Annotated in this window: 14 protein-coding genes; 4 read left to right on the plus strand and 10 right to left on the minus strand. The window is 63.5% G+C overall.

The window, feature by feature from the left end:
• Positions 1-33: 33 nt before the first annotated feature.
• From PVW46_RS12640 to PVW46_RS12650, 3 genes are read right to left on the minus strand one after another with little or no spacing between them, the layout of a single operon-like run.
• On the minus strand, positions 34-1,659 hold the full coding sequence (locus tag PVW46_RS12640; protein WP_274576092.1) for an ABC transporter ATP-binding protein: 1,626 nt from the start codon (positions 1,657-1,659) through the stop codon (positions 34-36).
• A gap of 2 nt (positions 1,660-1,661) precedes the next feature.
• Positions 1,662-2,519, minus strand: coding sequence for an ABC transporter permease (locus tag PVW46_RS12645; RefSeq protein ID WP_043144440.1), 858 nt, complete (start codon positions 2,517-2,519; stop codon positions 1,662-1,664).
• Between the two features lie 5 nt (positions 2,520-2,524).
• Positions 2,525-3,481 carry an ABC transporter permease gene (locus PVW46_RS12650; protein WP_043144439.1) on the minus strand — a complete coding sequence of 319 codons (957 nt, stop codon included), beginning with the start codon at positions 3,479-3,481 and terminating at the stop codon, positions 2,525-2,527.
• A 136-nt stretch (positions 3,482-3,617) separates the two neighbouring features.
• Here PVW46_RS12650 and hutC point away from each other — a divergent pair, with 136 nt between their 5' ends.
• Positions 3,618-4,307: a histidine utilization transcriptional repressor HutC gene (hutC, locus tag PVW46_RS12655; RefSeq protein WP_043144438.1), complete on the plus strand. Its 690-nt coding sequence runs from the start codon at positions 3,618-3,620 to the stop codon at positions 4,305-4,307.
• A 42-nt stretch (positions 4,308-4,349) separates the two neighbouring features.
• On the opposite strand, the gene hutU is transcribed toward hutC, so the two are convergent.
• The 4 genes from hutU to hutI are packed head-to-tail and all read right to left on the minus strand — an operon-like array spanning position 4,350 to position 9,551.
• Positions 4,350-6,014, minus strand: a complete 1,665-nt coding sequence (gene hutU, locus PVW46_RS12660) for a urocanate hydratase (protein WP_274576093.1) — start codon at positions 6,012-6,014, stop codon at positions 4,350-4,352.
• The gene (hutG, locus tag PVW46_RS12665; protein WP_069211777.1) at positions 6,011-6,811 is read right to left on the minus strand and encodes an N-formylglutamate deformylase; all 801 of its coding nucleotides are present in this window, start codon (positions 6,809-6,811) and stop codon (positions 6,011-6,013) included. The genes hutU and hutG overlap by 4 nt, the downstream gene beginning before the upstream one ends.
• Positions 6,808-8,346: a histidine ammonia-lyase gene (hutH, locus tag PVW46_RS12670; RefSeq protein WP_274576094.1), complete on the minus strand. Its 1,539-nt coding sequence runs from the start codon at positions 8,344-8,346 to the stop codon at positions 6,808-6,810. Before hutH ends, hutG begins: the two co-directional genes overlap by 4 nt.
• Entirely contained in the window at positions 8,343-9,551 is a 1,209-nt protein-coding gene (hutI, locus tag PVW46_RS12675; protein WP_274576095.1) for an imidazolonepropionase, read from the minus strand. Before hutI ends, hutH begins: the two co-directional genes overlap by 4 nt.
• Positions 9,552-9,599: 48 nt before the next feature.
• On the opposite strand from hutI, the gene PVW46_RS12680 reads away from it, so the two are divergent.
• Entirely contained in the window at positions 9,600-11,000 is a 1,401-nt protein-coding gene (locus PVW46_RS12680) for a formimidoylglutamate deiminase (RefSeq protein ID WP_274576096.1), read from the plus strand.
• A 264-nt stretch (positions 11,001-11,264) separates the two neighbouring features.
• Here PVW46_RS12680 and PVW46_RS12685 read toward each other — a convergent pair whose 3' ends face one another.
• From PVW46_RS12685 to PVW46_RS12695, 3 genes are all read right to left on the minus strand, one after another.
• Entirely contained in the window at positions 11,265-12,164 is a 900-nt protein-coding gene (locus PVW46_RS12685) for a cupin domain-containing protein (RefSeq protein WP_274576097.1), read from the minus strand.
• 8 nt (positions 12,165-12,172) lie between these two features.
• Positions 12,173-12,952 carry an HpcH/HpaI aldolase family protein gene (locus tag PVW46_RS12690; RefSeq protein ID WP_088670913.1) on the minus strand — a complete coding sequence of 260 codons (780 nt, stop codon included), beginning with the start codon at positions 12,950-12,952 and terminating at the stop codon, positions 12,173-12,175.
• 98 nt (positions 12,953-13,050) lie between these two features.
• Entirely contained in the window at positions 13,051-13,827 is a 777-nt protein-coding gene (locus PVW46_RS12695) for a DNA-binding transcriptional regulator (protein ID WP_043144430.1), read from the minus strand.
• Positions 13,828-13,924: 97 nt separating this feature from the next.
• Between PVW46_RS12695 and PVW46_RS12700 the strand changes: the two genes are divergently transcribed.
• Both PVW46_RS12700 and PVW46_RS12705 read left to right on the plus strand, forming a co-directional pair.
• Complete coding sequence (locus PVW46_RS12700) at positions 13,925-14,854, plus strand: DUF6282 family protein (RefSeq protein WP_052244652.1); 930 nt, start codon at positions 13,925-13,927, stop codon at positions 14,852-14,854.
• 60 nt (positions 14,855-14,914) lie between these two features.
• On the plus strand, positions 14,915-16,897 hold the full coding sequence (locus PVW46_RS12705) for a TRAP transporter permease (protein WP_088672510.1): 1,983 nt from the start codon (positions 14,915-14,917) through the stop codon (positions 16,895-16,897).
• Positions 16,898-16,900: the final 3 nt, after the last annotated feature.

A 16,900-nucleotide genomic window follows, 5' to 3' on the forward strand; every position in this document is an offset into this window, starting at 1 on the left:
ACCAGACAATCCGAAAGAACCGTCGCGCGGCCGTTACTCGGCCGCGCGTCTTTCGTTGAGGACACCGTCCAGCCAGTCCGGATCCATTTCGGGAACCGACGACAGCAGAAGTTCTGTATAGGGGTGGTGTGGCGGCTGGAACATCTCGTCCTTTGGACCTTGTTCGACGATCCGCCCCTTCTGCATCACGACGACCCAGTCGGCAATTGAACGAACGGTGGCGAGGTCGTGGGTGATGAACAGATAGGTCAGCCCCATTTCGCGTTGCAGCCGGTCGAGAAGGCGCAGGATGCCTTCGGCGACGATCTGGTCCAGCGCCGAAGTCACCTCATCGCAGATGATGAAGTCCGGCTCGGCAGCCAGTGCGCGCGCGATACAGACCCGCTGTTTCTGACCGCCGGAAAGCTCCGATGGAAAGCGGTCGATGAAGGCGTCGGGGTCGAGTTCGATCAACGAGAGCAGCTCCCGGATGCGTGCTTCCTTGGCCGCGCCCTTCATGCCCAGGAAGAACTCCAGCGGGCGGCCAAGCACTTCGCGGATGCGATGCTTCGGGTTCAACGCGGTGTCGGCCATCTGGTGGATCATCTGGACCCGGCGCTGGACGTCCTTCGGCCGTTGGCGGTTGAGCGGAGGCAGCGCCGCGCCTTCCAGATCGACGTCGCCTGCATCGGGAGACAGCAGCCCCATGATCACCCGGGCGAGGGTCGATTTGCCGGAGCCGCTCTCTCCGACGACGGCCATCGTCTGGCCGCGGTCGACGGCAAGGTCGATTCCTTCCAGGACCTTATGCGTGCCATAGGACGCATCTACTCCGCTTATCTTCAGGATTGGGCCGGCTTCGGGAACCGGGGATTTCGGAGCGCGGCGGAAATCCCGGACGGCCCAGAGCGACCGCGTGTAGTCTTCACGCGGGTCAGAGAGCATCGCCCTTGTCTCGGCCTCTTCGACCTCGTCACCCCTGAGCAGCACTTTGACCCGGTCTGCCATTTGCGCGACCACGGCAAGGTCGTGCGTGATGTAGATCGCCGCTGTGTGATGTTCGCGAACCACCTTTCGGATGGCGGCCAGAACTTCGATCTGTGTGGTCACGTCCAGAGCTGTCGTCGGTTCGTCGAAGATGATCAGGTCCGGGCGACAGGACATGGCCATTGCGGTCATTGCCCGCTGCAACTGCCCGCCCGAGACCTGATGGGGATAGCGGAACCCGATTTCGTCCGGATTGGGCAATTGCATCTCGCGGTATAGCGCGATCGCATCGCGTTCGGCCTCCTGCCGGGACATGACATTGTGCTTTACCGGGGCTTCGCTGTATTGCCGGATCAGGCGGTATGCCGGGTTGAAGGCGGCCGCCGCGGATTGCGCCACATAGGCGATCCTCTTACCGCGCAACTGGCGCAGGCGTTCGGCGGGAGCGCCGACAAGCTCTTGCCCGTCGAGTTTCACCGATCCGCCGGCGATCCGGCAACCGGACTTGGTATAGCCCATGGCCGCGAGTCCCAGCGTGGATTTGCCCGCGCCGCTTTCCCCGATCAGGCCCAGGATCTCTCCGCGTTTCAGCGTCAGGCCGACCCCCTTGACGATGGGTTGCCAGTCGCCGCCCGAACGGCCCTCGATCTTCAGGTCGCGGATATCGAGCAAAAGGTCCGACGTGTCTGTCATGGTCAATCCTCCAGGCCGCTGGCCAGATGCAGCACCCAATCGACAATCAGGTTTACGGATACGGTCAGCAGCGCAATGGCGCCCGCGGGCAGCAGCGGCGCCAATCCGAAGGTGGCCGTCTGCCAAGTGGAAAAATCCGCGAACGAGATCAGCTTGGCGCTTTCGCGCACCATCGCGCCCCAGTCCGCGATAGGCGGTTGCAGCCCCAGTCCCAAAAAGGACAGGGCCGAGATGAACAGGAAGACAAAGCAGAACCGCAGCCCGAACTCGGCGATCAACGGTGCTGCGGCATTGGGCAGCACCTCGCGCCGTATGATCCAGAACAGCCCTTCACCGCGCATCCGGGCGACTTCGACGTAGTCCATCGTCAGGATGCCCTGCGCCACTGCACGCGACAAGCGGTAGACGCGGGTGCTGTCCAACACCGCGATCACCAGGATAAGGGCAAAAACGGAGGTGCCCGTGATCGTCAGAACCAGTAGGGCGAAGATCAGCGCGGGGATGGCCATAAGCACATCGACCACGCGGCTTGCGATCATGTCGAACCAGCCGCCCAGGGTTGCCGCCAGCAATCCGAAGGTTGCGCCCAGCAGAAAGGCCAGCGCCGTGGTCAGAAGCGCGATGCCTACGGTGTTGCGCGCGCCATAGATCATTCGTGACAGTACATCCCGCCCCAGCGCATCCGTGCCCAGGTAATGGGGCGCCGCCCATGGGCTGTATTGCGGACCCACGACCTCAACCTCGGGGAAGGGCGCAAGCAGCGGTGCGAAAATTGCGGTCAGGGCGATCAGCGTGACGATCACGATCCCGATCCAAGCGGACAGCGGGGCGTCGCCCAGTCTGGTCATCAGCTTGGTCATGTCGGTTACCTCGGATGCAGAAGACGGGGGTTGGCGATAATCGACAGAATGTCGGCGGTCATGTTCAGCAGGATATAAGTGGCCGCGAAGATCAGGCAGGCCGCCTGTACGATCGGCACATCGCGGTTTGACACCGCATCCACGAGAAGCTGCCCGAGTCCCGGATAGACAAAAACCACTTCGACCAGAACGACACCCACCACCAAATAGGCAAGGTTCAGCGCGACGACGTTGATGATCGGCGCCACGGCGTTGGGGAGGGCATGCACCGCTATGACCCGCCAGCGCCGCATCCCCTTGAGATGCGCCATCTCGATATAGGGTAGGGCCAGAAGGTTGATGATCGCGGCGCGGGTCATCCGCATCATGTGCGCGACCACAATCAACGTCAGGGTCAGAGCGGGCAGAAAGGTGCGGTAGAGCCTTTCACCGAGCCCCGTAGACGCATCGACGTTGGCGAGGCTGGGGAACCAGCCGAAGATGACTGAAAACAGCAGGACGAGGATGTAGGCCACGAAAAACTCGGGAAAGGAAATCGCGGCGAGAGTGGCCCCCGATACGCCTTTGTCGAAGGCCGAGTTTCGATAGAGTGCGGCCATCATCCCCAGCACGATCGCCAGCGGTACCGCGATCAACGCGGCATAGGCTGCCAGGAAAAAGGTGTTCCCGGCGCGTGCGGCAATCAGTTCGGAGATCGGGCGCTGGTTGGCAAGGGACACGCCGAAATCGCCTTGCACCGCGTCACGCAGCCAATAGAGATAGCGCAGGTGGACCGGGTCGTTCAGGTTGAAGCGTTCCCGGAACGCGGCGATGGTTTCTTCCGTGGCGGACTGGCCAAGAGTTTCCGTCGCGATGTCTCCGGGCAGCAGTTCGATGGCTGAAAAGATCAGCACGCTCACGATCAGCAGCGTCAGAACACCCATGGCCAGACGGGACAGTATGATCTTCAGGATTGGCGACACGATCCGGTCCTATTGTCTACTCTTATTTCATTATGTATATCATTATCGAGGTCTACAGTAATCTGTATACCCGAAGATCAGATAGTTAGGTTGGTCTATTGGTTAGATTGGCTGAAGTGATAAAGGGGCATTGCCAATGACCGTGACCTTCAAGGATGTCAAAGCGGACCTTCTCGATCAAATCGCGCGTGGCGTGATGCGACCCGGCAGCCTGATGCCGAACGAGATGGACTTGGCGGAAAAATACGGCTGCGCCCGTGCCACGGTCAATCGAGCGATGCGCGAATTGGCGGACGAGGGCATCATCGAGCGCAAGCGGAAGGCAGGCACGCGTGTCCGGATGGCACCGATCCGCCAGGCGAGGTTTTCGATTCCGATCGTACGCGAGGAAATCGAGGCGCAAGGAGCGGAATACCGCTATGCGCTGATCGACCGGACGCTGCAGGAGGTGCCGGACTGGTTGAGGGGGCGCTTGTCCTTGGCGCAGGGCCAGCAAGTGGTGCGTGTCGTTTGTATGCATTGGGCAGACGGGATCCCCTACCAGCACGAAGAGCGCTGGATAAACCCCGAAATCGTGCCCAGCGTGCTGACGGCGGATTTTTCGAAAAGCGGCCCGAATGAGTGGCTCTTGTCGGAGATTCCATTCTCCAATGCCGAGATCAGCTTCATGGCTATCGAAGCGACCCAGGATCTTGCCGATCACCTGGGCTGTTTTGCAGGCAATGCCTTGTTTCGCACCGAACGCACGACCTGGTTGCAGGGTGAGGCGATCACGCTGGTTCGGCTGACCCATCGGCGCGGCCACAGAATGACCACGAAGTACTGAGCATCGCCGCGATCGGCTGACCGCGGCGATGCGGGTTTGGCGTCAGAGGATGCCGGGCAGGTTCAGCCCGTGCTCCTTCGCGCAATCCTTGGCGATATCATAGCCTGCATCGGCGTGGCGCATGACACCGGTGGCCGGATCGTTCCACAGCACGTTGGCAAGCCGGCGATCGGCGTCTTCGGAACCATCGCAACAGATCACCATGCCGGAATGCTGGCTGAAGCCCATACCGACTCCCCCGCCGTGGTGCAACGAAACCCATGTCGCGCCCGAAGCGGTGTTCAGCAGCGCGTTCAGGAGCGGCCAGTCGGATACTGCGTCGCTGCCGTCCTTCATCGCCTCCGTCTCGCGGTTGGGCGAGGCGACCGAGCCGCTGTCGAGGTGATCGCGGCCGATCACGACCGGGGCCTTCAGCTCGCCGTTGCGCACCATCTCGTTGAAGGCGAGACCCAGCTTGTGCCGCACACCTAGGCCAACCCAGCAGATCCGCGCGGGCAGACCCTGAAAGCTGATGCGTTCGCGCGCCATGTCAAGCCAGGTGTGCAGGTGCGGGTCGTCCACCAGCTCTTTCACTTTGGCATCGGTCTTGTAGATATCTTCCGGGTCACCCGACAGCGCAGCCCAACGGAACGGTCCGATGCCCTTGCAGAACAGCGGGCGAATATAGGCGGGGACGAAACCGGGGAAGGCGAAGGCGTTCTCCAGCCCTTCCTCCAGCGCCACCTGCCGAATGTTGTTGCCGTAATCCAGCGTCGGCACGCCGGCGTTCCAGAAGTCGACCATCGCCGCCACATGCACCTTCATGGATGCGCGCGCGGCCTTTTCCACGGCTTCCGGGTCGCTTTCCTGTTTCTGCCGCCATTCAGCGACGGTCCAGCCCTGCGGCAGGTAGCCGTGGATCGGGTCGTGGGCCGAGGTCTGGTCTGTCACGATATCGGGACGCACGCCACGCTTGACCAGCTCCGGAAAGACATCCGCCGCGTTGCCGATCAGGGCCACGGACTTGGCCTCGCCGGCCTTGGTCCAGCGGTCGATCATCTCCAGCGCCTCATCGAGGCTGTGAGTCTTGGCATCCACATAGCGGGTGCGCAGGCGGAAATCGGCGCGGGTCTCGTCGCATTCAACGGCAAGACAACAGGCCCCTGCCATGACGGCGGCAAGCGGCTGTGCGCCCCCCATGCCACCAAGGCCCCCGGTCAGGATCCAGCGCCCGGTCAAATTGCCGTCGTAGTGCTGACGCCCGGCCTCGACGAAGGTTTCATAGGTGCCCTGAACGATGCCCTGAGAGCCGATATAGATCCACGAGCCGGCGGTCATTTGACCGTACATTGCCAGGCCCTTCTTGTCCAACTCGTTGAAATGTTTCCAGTTTGCCCAGTTCGGAACGAGGTTCGAATTGGCGATGAGGACGCGGGGCGCATCCTTGTGGGTGCGAAAGACGCCAACCGGCTTGCCGGATTGGACCAGAAGCGTCTGATCGTCCTCCAGATCCTTGAGGCTGGCGACGATCATGTCAAAATCCGCCCAGGTGCGCGCCGCGCGGCCGATCCCGCCATAGACCACCAGTTCGTGCGGGTTTTCCGCCACGTCGGGGTGCAGGTTGTTCATAAGCATCCGCATCGGCGCTTCGGTCAGCCAGCTTTTCGCGGTGATCTCGGGGCCGGTGGCGGGAAAGACGTCGCGGATGTTGTGACGAGGATTGGTCATCGTTTGCCTCCAAGGGTCGGGGCCAGATCGGCCAGTGATGTCAGAATTTCGGACAGGGGAACGCGCAGCTTTTCGGCCTTGGCCGGGTCGAGATTCCAGGGCGGGGCTTCTGCGGTCAGGTGCGTTGATTGCGCCAGTTCCATCTGAATGGCGTGAAAGCCGTCTGCGGGGCGGCCGTAGTGCCGCGTGGTCCAGCCGCCCTTGAACCGTCCATTGAGGACCGAGGTGTAGCCTTCCGCACGATCGCAGATGCCCGTCACCGCGGCTTCGATGGACGGATCGCAAGTTACGCCCGAATTCGTCCCGATGTTGAAGTCCGGCAGGATCCCGTCGAACAGGAAGGGGATGTGGCTGCGGATCGAATGGCAATCGTAGAGGATTGCAACGCCATGTTCGGCGCGTACCCGGTCCAGTTCGGCCTGCAAGGCGGCGTGATACGGCGCGTGGAACGCCAGCCGCCGAGCCTCGATGTCGGCTTCGGAAGGTTCCATGTGCCAGATCGACTGCCCGTCAAAATCGGTCAGCGGCACGAGGCCGGTGGTGTTCTGACCAGGATACAGGCTCTGCCCAGAGGGATCGCGGTTGGCGTCGATGACATAGCGGTGGAAGGTGGCACGCACAGTGGTGACGCCGGGAAGCAGGTCGTCGTAGAGCGTGTGGATATGCCAATCCGTGTCGTCCAGACCGCGTCCGCGGTCGTTCAGCCTGTTCAGCACGTCGTCCGGCACCCAGGTTCCGGTATGCGGCAGGCCAAGGACGATGGGGCCTGCGCCGCGGGCAATCTCGACGGGGGTCATGCGCGCAACTCCGGCATTGTCGTTTGCGCCGCTTGTTGCAAGGCGCCGGAGCGCACCAGATCGGCTGCGCGTTCCAGGTCGGGGGCCATGTAACGGTCGTCGGTCAGTGCTGGGACGGTCTGGCGCAACCGATCCAGCACCGCCGTCAGCGGAGCGCTCGTCCGCAAAGGGGCACGGAATTCGATGCCCTGACCGGCACACAGCAGTTCGACCCCCAGGATGCGGTCGAGGTTGGCAACCATCCGACCGAGCCGCACCGCGCCATGAGCGGCCATGCTGACATGATCTTCCTGGTTGGCCGACGTCGGGGTCGAATCTGTTACGCATGGATTGGCGAGATGCTTGTTCTCGCTCATCAGGGCGGCCGTCGTCACCTCGGCGATCATCAGGCCAGAGTTCAGCCCCGGATTCGGCGTAAGGAACGGCGGCAGGTCGAAGCTCAGCGTCGGGTCCACGATCAGCGCGATGCGACGCTGTGCGATAGCCCCGATCTCGGCCACCGCGAGCGCGATCATATCGGCTGCAAAGCCAACCGGCTCGGCATGGAAATTTCCGCCCGACACGATCAGCCCGGCCTCGGTCAGCACAAGTGGGTTATCGGTTGCGGCGTTGGCCTCGATTTCCAATGTGCGTCCGGCCATGCGCAGCATGTCCATGGCGGCACCCGTCACCTGCGGTTGGCAGCGAATGCAATAGGGGTCCTGCACGCGGGTGTCGCCTTCTCGGTGGCTCTCGCGGATCTCGGAGTTTTCGAGAAGCGCACGCATGGTTGCCGCCGCCTCGATCTGTCCGGAATGGCCGCGCAGGGTGTGGATCTCCGGTTGCAGAGGTGCGGTCGACCCCATGATCGCATCCGTGGACATGGCCGAGGTCACAAGCGCGGCTTGCATCGCCCGCCAGGCGTCGAACAGCCCTGCCAGCGCAAAGGCGGTGGAAAACTGTGTGCCGTTGATCAGCGCCAGCCCTTCCTTGGCCCCCAGTTCCACCGGGGTCAGCCCGGCGCGCTTCAGCGCCTCGCCACCGGCCAGGGTCTCTCCCTCGTATTCGGCTTCGGCATGGCCCATCATGACGGCGGCCATATGGGCGAGGGGCGCCAGATCGCCCGAGGCCCCGACAGAGCCTTGGCTCGGGATCACCGGTGTGACGCCGCGCGCCAGCATTTCTTCGATCTGGGTGATCAGTTCCGGCCGCACGCCCGAGGCGCCGCGCCCAAGGGACAGCAGCTTGAGTGCCATCATCAATCGCGCGTGGCGCCGCGAGATCGGTGCGCCGACGCCGCAGCAATGCGACAGGATCAGGTTCCGTTGCAGGGTCGCGGTATCCGATGCCGCTATCTTGACAGAGGCGAGCTTGCCGAAACCGGTGTTCACACCATAGACCGCCTCGTCGCCATTGGCCGCCGCGTCGATCCGTGCCGCGGCGCGCGCGACGCCGGCGTGGCAGGTCGGATCGAGCCGCACGCTGGCTTCATCGTGGTAGACCCGGGCCAAGTCGACCAAGGTCGCGACTCCGGGGGTCAGGGTCATGCTTGTCATGCAAGGTCTCCGAAAATGCGGGAATGCAGCGGGTTGAAACCGATGCGATAGGAAAGCTCTGCGGGATGCGCGATATCCCACACCGCCAGTTCGGCGCGTTGCCCCGCCGTGATGGTCCCTACATCGGAAAGCCCCAGCGCCCGGGCGGCGTTTACCGTGGCGCCGCGCAGCGCCTCTTCCGGTGTCAGGCGGAACAATGTGCAGCCCATATTCAGCGTAAGTAGCAAGGACGTCAGCGGCGAGGAGCCGGGGTTGGCGTCGGTGGCCAGGGCGATGGGAACATGATGATCGCGCAGGGCCTGCACCGGCGGCATCTGCGTTTCGTGAAGCGTGTAGAAGGCGCCGGGCAGCAGCACTGCGACCGTACCGGCCTTGGCCATGGCGGCCACGCCGGCTTCGTCGAGATATTCTATGTGATCGGCAGACAGTGCGCCGTAGCCTGCCGCCATCGCCGCACCACCAAGGTTGGACAGCTGTTCGGCATGGAGTTTCACCGGGATATTCAATGTTTGGGCGACATCGAAAACGCGCGCGATCTGCGCGGGCGAGAAGGCAATGCCCTCGCAGAACCCATCGACCGCATCGACAAGCCCCTCGGCATGGGCGTCCCGCAACGCGGGGATACAGATCTCGTCGATATAGGCATCGGCGCGGTCCATGTACTCTGCGGGGACGGCGTGGGCGCCCAGGAACGATGTCTTTACCCGCACCGGTCGATTGGCCATGACCGCACGCGCCACCCGCAGCATCCGGAGTTCCGTTTCGACATCCAGTCCGTAGCCCGACTTGATCTCGAGCGTGGTCACCCCTTCGGCGATCAACGTATCGGCCCGGCGCAGGGCATCTTGCAGCAAGGCGTCTTCGCTAGCCTCCCGGGTGGCCTTGACGGTGGAAACGATGCCACCCCCGGCGCGCGCGACCTCTTCGTAGCTTGCTCCGTTCAGACGCATCTCGAATTCCGCCGCGCGGTTGCCACCGTGCACAAGATGCGTGTGGCAGTCGATCAACCCCGGTGTGACCAGCCGCCCGCCCATGTCGACGGCCTTGGCCCCGGCCAGCTCTGACGGCAGGTCGCCACGCGGCCCGACCCAGCGGATGCGCCCACCTTCAAGCGCGATGGCAGCATCCTGGGTCAATCCATAGGGGGCGTCGCCGACCAGCGTGGCGGCGGTCAGGTTGGTCATCAGCTTGGTTGCTTCAGTCATCCGGGATCCCTCCAAATTCTGCTTTTCTCCTAGCGTTGCCCCGTTTATATGTCTAGACATAAAATATATAAGCGTGGAGATAAGGTCGTGATACATGCAAAGCAGGCGCTCCTGGCTGAGGGCTGGGCTACTGATGTCCGGTTGACTGTCGAAGGCGGGACAATTGTCCGGGTGGAGACAGAGGTGCGGCCCGAAGCCGATGACTCCTGCGTCGACACGCTTTTGCCTGCGCTCGCCAACCTGCACAGCCATGCCTTCCAGCGTGCCATGGCGGGGATGACGGAATTCCGACAGGCGGGGCGCGACAGCTTCTGGACATGGCGCGACCTGATGTATCGCTTCATGGACCGAATGACGCCCGACCAGATCGAGGCCATCGCCGCGCAGGTCCACGTCGAGATGCTGGAGGCCGGTTATGCCAGCGTGGGTGAGTTCCACTATGTTCACCACCAGCCCGGCGGCGCACCCTACGACAATATCGCCGAGCTGTCGGAGCGGATCTTCGCCGCGGCCTCCCGCACCGGGATCGGCCTCACACACCTGCCCGTGCTGTACACTTTCGGTGGTGCGGGGCAGGTGGAGCTGGCGGCCGGACAGCGACGCTTCGGCAACGACGTCGACAGGTTCCTGCGCTTGACGGAACGCGCAGCAACCGCCCTTCGCGGCCTGCCCACCGACGCGCGGATCGGCATCGCGCCCCATTCTCTGCGCGCCACCTGCCCCGAGGACCTGGCCCGTGTCGTCGGAGTGCACGGTCAGGGGCCGATCCATATCCACATCGCCGAACAGCCGCGCGAAGTCAGCGACATCGAGGCCTGGCTTGGCGCGCGGCCGGTGGCCTGGCTGCTCGACAACCAGCCGGTCGATGAACGCTGGTGCCTGATCCACGCGACCCATATGACTTCGGCCGAGACGCGGGACATGGCCGCGACACATGCCGTCGCGGGGCTTTGCCCGATTACGGAGGCCAACCTCGGAGACGGGCCGTTCAACGGCCCGGAGTACATCGCGGCCGGTGGCCGCTTCGGAATTGGCTCGGACTCCAATATCAACATCTCGCTGACAGAGGAGTTGCGCACGCTGGAATACTCGCAGCGGCTGCGCGACACAGGCCGCAACGTGATGATCGCCGGACAGGGCTCGGTCGGAGAGTTCCTCTACCGTAACGCGGCCCGGGGTGGAGCGCAGGCCCTGGACCGCAACGGCGGAGAGATCGCCCCCGGTCGCCTTGCCGACCTCGTGGCGGTCGACAGCCAGCGCCCGGCGTTGTGCGCCCTGTCGCGGCACGCCCTGATCGACGGCCTCGCCTTCGCCGCAAAGGATGACGTCGTCACAGACGTCTGGTCCGCAGGACGACACATGGTCACGGAAGGACAGCACCGAGAACGGGACGCGATCTTTGCGGGCTACCGCGCCGCAGTCCAACAGTTGCTGGACAGCCTGGCCTGACGGGCACGACGCCCTGGCGGAACGTCAATTCTGCCGACGGACCGGTCACGAAGCCGATGAGGAAGGTAACGAAGGAGAAGTCCGCTTCTTGGCGAAGAATCCGAAGACGGAAAGGCGACGCGTCCCATTGCATCGAGGGATCAAGGCAGACGGACAGCGATCCGCGCCGCCCGCGGGCTGCTTTGGTATTTGCCAGATGCCGGCGCCGATCGGAAAGCCAGGGTCGATTGCGCGGGGCGCAACACGTCCCTGGCGAACGCTGTGTCAGGCGTCTTGGTCGACCGGGTAATCCGCGGCGTTGAGCACCCAACCGGGTTTGGCGCTGAAATCCTCGCGCGGCGGGCAGAAGACATCGATGAGCTTGTTGGTCCCGGCACCGCAGGCGCGGCTCGTATGGATGACGGGCGGCGGGATGACCAAGGCCGAGGGCGCGCCGACATGATGGGTCTTGTCCTCGCGCCAGTCGGCCATGTCGGTTGTCCAAGGCCAGCGCAGGTGATGATCGTACTCTCCTTCGATCAGGATCGAGAACTGTTCGAAATCGTCGTGGTGGTGCGGCGACATCTTGGACGGATCACGCGGGCCGTCGTAGGGGTATAGCATGTTCACCATGAAGGTGGTGCAGCGGAAGATGCGCCCAAAGCGACCGTCCTCGGCAGGCACGTCATAGGAATAGGTGCGCAGGGTCAGGCCTTCGGGCGGTTCCGGCCAGGGTGCGAAGTCGGGCACATGGGTTCGGGGCGTATCATAGGCGTGCGCATTGGGGCAGAGATCGACGAGATCCTGCGACCGGGTGGTGAAGAGCCGGTAGACCGGTCCGCCCTCGGGCAGGGTGATCGCGCTGTCGCCCGGCGGTATCATGGCAAGGCTCAGGGGCGCGACGCGGGCGGAGGTGTCTGCCTCGATCGCCGCGCCAGCGGTGGGGAAGATCGCGACGTATTCGTCGGCCTGGCCGGTACGCCGCAACGTGGCGCCGGGCTGTGCCTCGGTATAGGCTAGGACGAAGTTGTGGCCGCGCAGGAACCAGGTCTTGCCCGCCTCGTCGTTGATCTGCGGCTCCTCTTGGTAGAAGAGGCCGAGTTGTTCCTCGGCGATCAGGCCGGTCTTCGGCTTGGCCGAAGCGGTAGAGGCGAGGGTCGAACGGGGGTCTTTCTTGTCGTACATATCGGGCCTCAGGTGCTTGCAAGGGCGGCGCGGGCCTCTTCAAGGCCCTGTGCCGCAGCGGATTTCAGAAGGGTCTGGTCGGACGAGGTGATGAAGGCGGTCGCTCCTTGCGCCGCGAGCGACCGCATGTCGGAGGCGCTGGAGGACATCACGCAGATTGCCTTGCCAGCGCGGCGGGCGGCGTCGGTGATCATGCCCACGGCCTCCACCACGGGGGCGGCGGTTCCGGAGCTTTGGCCCATGGCGACGGTCAGGTCGCCGCGCCCGATGAAGATACCGTCGAGGCCATCGACCGCCATGATTTCGTCCAGGTGATCGAGGGCGGCGACATCCTCGATCATCGCAATGACCGTGACCCGGGCGTCCTGAGCCTCGGTATGCGCCTGCATCCGGGCGCCGCCGAACCCGCCGGCGCGCGTCGTCGGGGAATACCCTCGGGCGCCCCCGGCGTAGCGGGCGGCAGAAACCACGGCCCGCGCCTTGTCGGCCGAGTCGACATGCGGGACCAGAACGCCGTCAGCGCCGCAGTCGAGCACGCTGAGGATCATTTCTGGCGCCGGTCCCTGCACCCGAACGAGGGCGGCGATGTCCCAGGCCTTGCAGGCGAGGATGATGCGGTCCGTGCTCTCGCGGGAGAAGGGCGCGTGTTCCTCGTCCACCACCACAAAGTCATAGCCCGCCGCGCCAAGGATCTCGGCCGGTTGGGTGTTGGCGATCTTCAGGAAGCTCCCGATCAGGGTTTCGCCGTTCAGGAAGGCATCCCTGAATCTTGTTTTCGGTGAGTTCACAGCCTGTCCTCCGTCTGCGTTTTGCGCGGTTTTTCCACGTTGCCCGCACGCGGACAAACGCGCGGCGGGCCGGTTCCGACAGGCGAAACGGTGGCAGGTCAGGGGGCGGCGCTGAGGCGGACGAGATCGCGGGTGATTTCCTCGGAGGTGCGCTGCAGAATCGGTGCGTAGCGGGCGCAGGCGTCGGCCTGGGCCTTGAAGGCAGAGGTGAAATAGGTGAGCCCGAGGCTCGCGATGATGCGACCGCCCGCGGTGAAGATCGGCACGGCGATGGTGTTGGAGTTCTGCGGCTCCACCCCGGCAGAGCGCGTGGCGTAGCCCTGTGCCCGCACGGTCTCGATCAGGTTCATCAGTTCCTTGGGGTGATGCACCAGCGCGTTCTCGGGGTCGTTGGAATTGCGCAGCATATCGAAGATGAGATCGCGCTCTTCTTCCGGGGCGAAGGCGAGGTAGGCCAGCCCCATGCCCCGGGTGATCAGCGGCAACCGCATGTTCACGGTGGTGTGGAACGGCGACATCGAACTGTCAGGCACCGTGCTGAAGCGCACGACCACCGCGTCGCGGTCCAGCACAGAAATGGAAACCGGCCAGTGGTGCTTGCGCGTGAGCGCGATTGCCCAGGAGCGTCCGGCTTCGACGATCAACGGTTCCTTGTGATAGCCCGAACTGAGCGAACTCACGAGAGCGCTGACCTGGTAGCCGCCGATTCGCTTGTCATTTTCGACATAACCGGCCTCCTCGAGCGTCTTGAGGATCCGCACAAGCGTCGGCTTGGGGAGCCCGGTCTTTTCATGCAGGCGGGCGATCGAGGAATGCGGCTGCATGTTCATCTCCTGCAGGACCTGCAGAGCCCGCTCGATGGATCTGATCCCCATGCACCCCTCCATTTCGCCTGTCGGAATGCACGGGATAGTCGAGTTGAGGCAGAATGAGGTCAAGCCCTAATGTCGCCGGAACATTTGGAGGATAAACATGTCTGAAGAAAATCGCGCTCGAGTACGCGCCCTGATCGCAGAAATCGACGATTCCGTAGTGGACGGACTCATGAAAGGGGCTCTGGACCTGCACGTCCATTCCGGTCCATCGACAATGGAGCGGCAGCTGGACCACTTCGAGGCCGTCGAGCAGGCCGCGGAGGCTGGAATGCGCGGCATCTTGTTCAAGGACCACCACTATTCCGTGGCGCCGTTCATTCCGATCATGAACCGGGTGCTGGGGCACCACGGCGTCGCCATGTACGGCGGACTGGTCCTGAACAATTCGACGGGCGGTCTCGATCCCTTCGTGGTCGATGCACAGCTCAAGATGGGCGCCAAGCTGATCTGGATGCCGACTGCGCAATCCGCCAACCACATCCGCAGCTCGCGCCGGAAGAGCCGGCTTGCCACCAACGTCGCGCTGAAGAAGTCGCCCGGCATCACAGTCGTCGATGCCTATGGCGAGCTGCTCGACGTAGTGAAGGAAATCCTCGACTCCATCGCCGAGGCGGATGCGATCCTGTCCTCCGGTCATCTCCACATCTCCGAGATCTGGACCCTCTTCACAGAGGCGAAGAAGCGAGGCGTGAAGCGCCTGCTGATCAATCACCCGATGTACGGGCTGCATTTCACCTACGACGACATCCGTGAACTGGCAGAGTTTGGCGCGGTGATCGAACAGTCCGCCTGTCTCTACATCGACAGCCGGTTCAACGTCTATTCCCCGGAAGAGCTGAAGGAGCACATCGACGCGGCCGGTCCCGCGCATACCTCCATCGGTTCGGACCTCGGGCAAGTCGACAACCCGACTCCGGTCGAAGGGATGCGCCAGGCGATCAAACTGTGCCTCGCGCTTGGATACAGCGAGGACGAGGTTCGTGGCATGGTGAACCACAACCCTGCAAAGCTTGTCGGACTGGACTGACCCGGCAAGGGCCGGGACTTGATTTAAACGCCCGCAGACTGACTGCGGTGGAGGAGCACCATGAGCGATATCGAAGAACAGGCCGCCCGGTTCGAGGCAGGCCCAAGGAAACTTGATGCCATCCCCCGACTCGTGGTGCGCGTTCTGGCCGCCACACTCACGTTGCTGGCGGTGAACCAGACCTTCAACCTGGGGTTTTTCATCGACTACACCATCGTGGACCTCAGGTTCTACTACATGGTCATCGCGCTTGGCCTGTTCTGCACCTTCCTGCTGTATCCGGCGAGCCAGAAGCACCGGCGCGAAAACCCGCCCTGGCATGATTGGGTCCTGGCGGTCGCCGTGCTGGTGGTCTGCGGCTATTTCATCGGCAACACCATGTCGATCCTGCTGCGGGGCTGGGAAATGTCACCGCCCCCGACCGCAGTCTACTTCGCCCTGGCGCTTTGGGCGCTGGTGCTCGAAGCGGGTCGCCGGGCAGCGGGCTGGCCGCTGGCCATCGTCGTGGGCGTGATGTCCTTTTACCCGATCTATACCGAGTACCTGCCAGCCGCGATCGCGGGCTTCGCATCGCCGCTGTCCTATACGGCGGCCTATCACGCCATGGGGTCCGAGAGCATCCTCGGCATCCCGATGCGGACCTTTGCCAACCTCATCATCGGCTTCCTGATCTTCGGCGCAGCATTGCAGCGGACAGGGGCAGGGGCGTTCTTCATGGACCTGTCCTTTGCCCTGCTGGGCCGGGTACGGGGCGGGCCGGCCAAGGTGTCGATCTTCTCCAGCGGGCTCATGGGGTCGATGAGCGGCAGCGTCATCACCAACGTGCTGACGACCGGCGTCATGACAATCCCGGCCATGAAGCGCATCGGCATCCGCGGCACGTTTGCCGCCGGTGTGGAAACCTGCGCTTCCACCGGGGGTACACTGATGCCACCTGTCATGGGCGCGACGGCCTTCGTCATGGCGTCGATCATGAACGTGCCCTACGCCAATATCGCGCTGGCCGCGATCATTCCCTCGGCGCTCTATTTCTTCGGGCTCTTCGTACAGATCGATTCCATGGCCGCGAAGGAAAACCTGTCGGGCATGAAGGAAGAGGACCTGCCGAAGCTGGGCAAGACGATCAAGGAAGGTTGGTATTACATCTTCGCCTTTGCCGTTCTGATCTACATGCTGCTGGTCCTGCGCCGCGAAGCGTTGGCGCCCTATTACGCCACGCCGCTGCTGATCCTGCTCAACCAGGTCTTCTCGAAAAAGCACCGGTGGACCTGGTCAGCCTTTGGCCAATTCCTTGACGACCTGGGGTCACTCTTTGCCAATCTCGTCGCGATCCTTGCGGCGGTCGGGCTGATCATCGGCGCATTGTCGATGACGGGTGTAGCGGCGACACTGGTGAACGACCTGCTGCGGATCGCAGATGGCAATTCGCTCCTGCTGCTGATCATGGGCGCGCTGACCGGGCTGATCCTCGGCATCGGCATGACCTCGACCGCGGCCTATATCTTCCTCGCGATCCTGCTGGCGCCCGCGCTGATCCGGGTCGGGCTGGATCCGATCGCGGTGCATATGTTCATCTTCTACTGGGGTATGCTGTCCTTCATCACGCCGCCGGTGGCGCTCGGCGCCTTTGCCGCGGCGTCGATCGCCAAGACACCGCCGATGAAGACCGGCTTCGAGGCCATGCGCCTGGGCAGCGTGATCTACTTCATCCCCTTCTTCTTCGTCTTCGATCCCGCGCTTGTGGGGCAGGGGACCGCGGGCGAGATCGCGTCCTCCCTGGCTCTGGCGGTGGTGGGTATCGCGCTCTTCGCCTGTGCGATGCAAGGCTATGTGCCCGTGGTCGGCGCCCTGTTCCGGAAAGCCTGGTACGGCCTGCCGCTGCGGATCGTCCTGCTGCTGGCTGCGATCCTGATAGCCCTGCCTGCTGACGGGATCCCGGGCTGGAACGACCTGGAGCTTCTGCTGGCGGCGCTCGTCCTCGCGGTCCCGGTGCTGGGCTTGGCCGCCGTCATGAACCGAAACGCCGCGCGTGGCACGACATGAGAA

The organism is Mameliella sp. AT18 (assembly GCF_028807275.1).
Lineage (GTDB): Bacteria > Pseudomonadota > Alphaproteobacteria > Rhodobacterales > Rhodobacteraceae > Antarctobacter > Antarctobacter albus.

Coding starts and splice junctions, on each gene's coding strand:
- PVW46_RS12640 (WP_274576092.1), bottom strand. CDS start 1,659: ATGACAGACACGTCGGACCTTTTGCTCGATATCCGCGACCTGAAGATC.
- PVW46_RS12645 (WP_043144440.1), bottom strand. CDS start 2,519: ATGACCAAGCTGATGACCAGACTGGGCGACGCCCCGCTGTCCGCTTGG.
- hutC (WP_043144438.1), top strand. CDS start 3,618: ATGACCGTGACCTTCAAGGATGTCAAAGCGGACCTTCTCGATCAAATC.
- hutU (WP_274576093.1), bottom strand. CDS start 6,014: ATGACCAATCCTCGTCACAACATCCGCGACGTCTTTCCCGCCACCGGC.
- hutG (WP_069211777.1), bottom strand. CDS start 6,811: ATGACCCCCGTCGAGATTGCCCGCGGCGCAGGCCCCATCGTCCTTGGC.
- hutH (WP_274576094.1), bottom strand. CDS start 8,346: ATGACAAGCATGACCCTGACCCCCGGAGTCGCGACCTTGGTCGACTTG.
- hutI (WP_274576095.1), bottom strand. CDS start 9,551: ATGACTGAAGCAACCAAGCTGATGACCAACCTGACCGCCGCCACGCTG.
- PVW46_RS12680 (WP_274576096.1), top strand. CDS start 9,600: ATGTCTAGACATAAAATATATAAGCGTGGAGATAAGGTCGTGATACAT.
- PVW46_RS12685 (WP_274576097.1), bottom strand. CDS start 12,164: ATGTACGACAAGAAAGACCCCCGTTCGACCCTCGCCTCTACCGCTTCG.
- PVW46_RS12695 (WP_043144430.1), bottom strand. CDS start 13,827: ATGGGGATCAGATCCATCGAGCGGGCTCTGCAGGTCCTGCAGGAGATG.
- PVW46_RS12700 (WP_052244652.1), top strand. CDS start 13,925: ATGTCTGAAGAAAATCGCGCTCGAGTACGCGCCCTGATCGCAGAAATC.
- PVW46_RS12705 (WP_088672510.1), top strand. CDS start 14,915: ATGAGCGATATCGAAGAACAGGCCGCCCGGTTCGAGGCAGGCCCAAGG.